This is a genomic window from Methyloversatilis sp., assembly GCF_051861465.1.
Lineage (GTDB): Bacteria > Pseudomonadota > Gammaproteobacteria > Burkholderiales > Rhodocyclaceae > Methyloversatilis.
In genome coordinates this window covers 1-855 of record NZ_JBHYCQ010000026.1, presented here as the reverse complement: position 1 = coordinate 855, position 855 = coordinate 1, and the positions used below count along the sequence as shown (strand labels likewise).

General features: G+C 69.9%; 1 protein-coding gene. It reads right to left on the bottom strand.

The features are described from left to right. Positions 1 to 855, bottom strand: an 855-nt coding sequence (locus ACTIFF_RS17745) for a leukotoxin LktA family filamentous adhesin (protein WP_439538029.1), incomplete at both ends; no start/stop codon positions are given.

The following is an 855-nucleotide window of genomic DNA, read 5'->3' as shown; positions in this document are numbered from 1 at the left end:
CGCGTTGCGCTCGGCCATCGAATACACGCGCCCGCCGTCCGAATCCGCGCCATCGCCCGCCGCCGTTACCATCGCATCGATGTCGACCAGGATGTCGCGCCCGGCCCGCAGATCGATGTCGCCCCCGTCGGTGCCGCCGCCGCCGCGCGCATCCAGCGTGCCGGCGATTTCGATGTCCTCGTCCGCCGCGATGTAGATGCGCCCCGCACGCTCGACCAGCCGGCTGCCCGTGCTCACGCCCTGCGTGTTCACGATGTCGGTGAAGTCCGGCGCACGCCCCTCGAAGCGCGCGCCCGTCAGCACCGAACCGGCCACGCTCACCGTGCCCGCCGCCAGCGTCACGCCATCGACCGCGTTGATCCGCCCGTCGATGCGGATCGCCGCGCTCGACAGCGGTGCCGTGCCATTGAGCAGCTGACCCACGGCGCCTGCGTCCGGCTGACCATTGACGAAGAAGCGGTCCGCGAAGCGCTGCGTCGGCGTGCTCATCGACAGCGCGCCGACATTCACGATGCCGCCCGCACCCACCAGAAAGCCGTGCGGATTGGCGAAGAACACATTGCCGCCGATCCGCCCGTCGCGGATCGCGTTCAGCGTGCCGTGGATGTCGGTGCGCGCGTCGCGCACGATGTTCACCAGATTCACCGCCCCGCTCGGCACGTGCAGGTTCGCCGTGTGCCCGGCATTGACGCTGAAGGTGTTGAACGAGTTGAAACCCGAATTGCCCGCAATCGTGCCGGTCCGGATGTCCGTCACCGCGCCAGCCGTGCTCACCGTCGTCAGCGTCCGGCCATCGGCCTGGATCGCCTGCGCCCACGCCGCCGGCGACATCAGCAGCGGCAGGCTCGCCATGCC